This window comes from Brevibacterium sp., from assembly GCF_052105255.1.
In the GTDB taxonomy this organism is placed as follows: domain Bacteria; phylum Actinomycetota; class Actinomycetes; order Actinomycetales; family Brevibacteriaceae; genus Brevibacterium; species Brevibacterium linens_B.
Genome location: NZ_JBQDYQ010000025.1, coordinates 42,353 through 46,387, shown reverse-complemented (window position 1 = coordinate 46,387; position 4,035 = coordinate 42,353). Strand labels below are relative to the sequence as shown.

At 67.4% G+C, this 4,035-nt stretch carries 3 protein-coding genes and 1 pseudogene; all 4 read left to right on the top strand.

Annotated elements, in window-relative coordinates:
- Positions 1–825, top strand: an 825-nt coding sequence (locus ACTIIH_RS08935; protein WP_441451484.1) for a trans-sulfuration enzyme family protein, incomplete at its 5' end; no start/stop codon positions are given.
- Positions 826–979: 154 nt separating this feature from the next.
- On the top strand, positions 980–2,926 hold the full coding sequence (locus ACTIIH_RS08930; RefSeq protein WP_441451483.1) for a histidine kinase: 1,947 nt from the start codon (positions 980–982) through the stop codon (positions 2,924–2,926).
- Positions 2,914–3,558: a response regulator transcription factor gene (locus tag ACTIIH_RS08925; RefSeq protein WP_441451482.1), complete on the top strand. Its 645-nt coding sequence runs from the start codon at positions 2,914–2,916 to the stop codon at positions 3,556–3,558. The genes ACTIIH_RS08930 and ACTIIH_RS08925 overlap by 13 nt, the downstream gene beginning before the upstream one ends.
- Position 3,559: 1 nt before the next feature.
- A pseudogene (locus ACTIIH_RS08920) lies at positions 3,560–4,035 on the top strand (hypothetical protein); the annotation flags it as partial.

The following is a 4,035-nucleotide window of genomic DNA, read 5'->3' as shown; positions in this document are numbered from 1 at the left end:
CCGAGCAACCCCGGCCTCGACATCGTCGACATCGCCGAGACCGCTCGGCTCGCGCACGAGGCGAACGCGCTGCTGGCCGTCGACTCGACGTTCGCGACCCCGATCCTGCAGCGCCCGCTCGACCTCGGCGCCGATCTCGTCATCCACTCGACGACGAAGTTCATCAACGGCCATTCCGATGTCATCGGCGGTGCCGTGCTCGCCGGTGACGGCACCACCTGCGCCCGCGCCGCCGAGGTGGTCGAGCGTCTCGAGAGCCACCTGGCCTCCGTGAGCCTGGGAATCGCCCCCTTCGACGCGTGGCTGACCCGGCGCGGGATCAAGACCCTGCCGGTGCGGATGAAGGCCCACTGCGAGAACGCGCAGGCCGTGGCCGAATGGCTGGAGACACGCGATGAGATCGCCGAGGTGCTCTACCCCGGACTGCCTTCCCACCCGGGTCATGAGGTCGCGAAGGCGCAGATGAACGGGTTCGGGGGAGTGGTCTCCCTGCGCACCGACACCGAGGAGCGTGCGCTGGCGCTCGTGAAGAGCACGAAGCTGATCACCCTGGCCGAGTCGCTCGGCGGAGTCGAGTCCCTCATCGATCATCCCGCGACGATGACGCACCTGGCCGTGGCCGACTGCGAGCTGAGCATCGACGGGGCGTTCATCCGCCTCTCGGTCGGCATCGAGGACATCGACGACATCCTCGCCGACCTCGCGCAGGCCCTCGACGCGACGGCGGGAGCTGTCGGTGGAGGTGCGGCTTCGGCCAACGGTGCCGCGGGCGACTCGGACCGCGAGCCATCGTCAGAGACTCGTCCTACCGTTGCAGCGGTGTGATGCGTCGGTAACGGCGCAATCAGCCGTCACCGGGGTGTTCTGTCGCTGACGATGGCGAAGGGTGGGGCCGGTCACTGCCGCGGGGGAAAACCCGATGCGGGGTCGGAGGTCTTCGTGCTGTTGGCCGCGACGTCACTCCCGTAGCGTTATTGCTATGAGTGAGAAGACCCCCGAGAACCCGCACGATCAGGAGCCGCACGGCACCGATCCGGTGGAGCCTCAGATCCCCGACACCGAGGCGGCCCCCAGCGCCGGTGAACGCGAAGAATCCATCAGCGCCGAGGCGATCGTCAACGCCCCGCCGACCACAGAGATAGCTGAGCCGACGGCCAGCCAGGCCGGAGAGTTCCGGACCAAGCCGCTCGATCTCGACGTGCCGTCCGCTTCCGGTTCGACTCGCCAGTACCCGCAGCAGTCGCAGGCTTATGGACAGTCGCAGGATCCCCAGCAGCCGACCAGGCAGTGCGCACAAGCGCCGACCCGCGTCTATGAGCAGGGGCCGCAGGCCCCACAGACTCCGCAAACCGGGCAGACTCCGCCGCCCGGACAGGCTCCGGCGGCCCACCTCGCATCTCCGAACCGCGCCTCAGCACCCAGCCACTCCGGTCCTCGCACCTACCCCTCGGCCCCGGCCTCCTATGGCCCCGCCGGGCAGCAACCCCACCAACCGGGGCAGCCCCAGCAACCGCGCCAACATCGACCACCCCGCCAGGGGCCGCCTCTGATGCCACCCCCACGACCACCTCGGCGAGGGAGGCAGCGCACCGAACCCGTCGCCTACGCCCCGGTCACCGGCTCACTGCCGCTCAGTCGGGACGAAGTCACCGAGATCCCCGCCGACGGCCCGATCACCTGGCCCAAACGCCCCACCGGAATCATCGGCGTCGCGAACCTCGTGCTCTCCGCCGTCCTCGCCGTGATTTGGGCGTGGATCCCGCTTGGACTCCTGTTCACCGGAATCGGCGGAATCTTCGCCCTCGGCCTCGGCGTCCTCGCCCTCCTCGTCTGGGTCCTCGTCCAGCAGGGCGCGAACAACGCCGAACGCTACCGGGCCGAACTCATCTACTCCGATAAGATCCCCGTCCCGAAGATCGAAAGCAGCAATCGCGACCCCGGCTTCGGTCGGTTCCTCCACAACCGCTGGCTGCAGGTGAAATCCGGTGCCTTCTGGCGCTCGACCGCCCACCATTACATCAAGATGCTCCTCGGGGCGATCGTCGTCGCCGGCACCCTCGCAGGCATCTGCGGATCGATCTTCGGCATCTTCGCGGCCATCAACCCGCACGGAGTCAACACCTTCTTCATCGGAGAGTCCATCGACGGGTCGGCCCGCATCGGTGTGGCCATCGGCTCCGTCATCGTCCTCGCCAGCTCCCTGGCCATCCTGTGGTTCGCCCCGCTGCTCGACCGCGCACTCGACCGGGCGCTGCTCGCACCGGCCCGGACCGTCGCGCTGCAGGCCCAAGTCACCGAACTCGATCGGGCGCGAATGGCCGGCTTTGAAGCGGCCGCCGCCGAACGTCTGCGCATCGAACGCGACCTCCACGACGGAGCCCAGCCCCGCCTCGTCGCCCTGACCATGACCTTGGGGATGGCGAAGACGAAGATCGACTCCGATCCGGAGAAGGCGAAGGAACTCGTGGCCGAAGCCCATACCGAAGCCAAGGGCATCGTCAACGAACTCCGCCAGCTGGCGCGCGGAATCCACCCCGCCGTCCTCACCGACCGCGGACTCGACGCCGCCGTCTCCGCACTGGCCGGACGGTCGACGATCCCCATCGACGTCGATGTCCGCCTCGAGGGGCGGATCGGACGCGAAGCCGAGGCCGTGTCCTACTTCGTCGTCGCCGAATGCCTGACGAACATCGCCAAGCACTCCGGCGCCACTCGCGCCAGCGTGTTCATCGCCCCGACCGAGAGCGGTGTGCAGATCGTCGTCACCGACAACGGCCACGGCGGTGCCCGTGTCGACCGCACCGGGCGTCACACCGGGATCGCCGGTCTCATCGACCGGGTCGAAGCCGCACGTGGCACACTGAACCTGACCAGCCCCGCAGGTGGGCCAACGACTATAGTTGTGGAGGTGCCATGCGCATCGTAATCGCGGAAGACTCCGCCGTCCTGCGGGCCGGACTCGAAAGGCTGCTCGCTGACGCCGGTCACGACGTCATCGCCGCCGTGCCCGACGCCAATGAACTCCTCGCCGTCGTCCACAACGATCCGCCGGACCTCGCCGTCATCGACGTGCGCATGCCGCCGACGTTCACCGATGAGGGCATTCGCGCCGCCGTCCTCATCCGCAAGCAGAACCCGGACGTCAAGGTCCTCGTGTTCAGCCAGTACGTGGAGGAGCAGTACGCGTCCGAACTCATCGCCGAGAACACCGGCGGCTTCGGCTACCTGCTCAAAGACCGTGTCGCCGATGTCGAAGACTTCCTCACCGCCGTCGACGAGGTGGCTGGAGGCGGCACCGTCCTCGACCCGGAGGTCGTGTCCCAGATCCTGGTGCGCACGCGCAAGAAGGACGGACTCTCGACCCTGAGTCCTCGGGAACTCGAAGTCCTCCAGCTCATGGCAGAGGGCAAGTCCAATGCCGCGATCGCCCGCACCCTGTACCTCAGTGCCGGTGCCGTTGAAAAGCACATCTCCTCGGTGTTCACGAAGTTCGGCCTCACCGCCGACACCTCGGAGAACCGCCGAGTCCTCGCCGTCCTCACATTCCTCGGAGCTTAGAATGCCTGCCACAGTCCGCATCAGTGAATCCGCCCGCGTCGGTCTGCGCGCGGTTCTCATCGTCCTCGCCGCCGTCGTCCTCCTCATCCCCGTCATCGTCAGCACCGCCCACAGTGCCTCCCGCCTCGACTACGGACGGATCGAATCGTCCGAACCGCTGCCGAAGGCGATGAAGGAACTCAAGATCGGCCTCGACTCCGGTGGTGCCGTCGACATCAAGACCGCTGATGTCGCAGAGGCGACCGTGAAGCTCACCGGCACCGGTCCCCGTGACAGCTCCGCGAACCTTGAGGTCGACAGTCGAGCCGATACCGCCGAGGTGGCGGTGAAGAACGGCGGGAAACTCGAAAACACCCGGCTGACCGTCACCATCCCGACCAAAGAGGCGAAAGACCTTGCGCTGGACTTCGACGGCAACTACGGCCGGTTCGATGTCACCGGTGACTTCGCCGAGATCAACGCCGACACCGGCGGTGG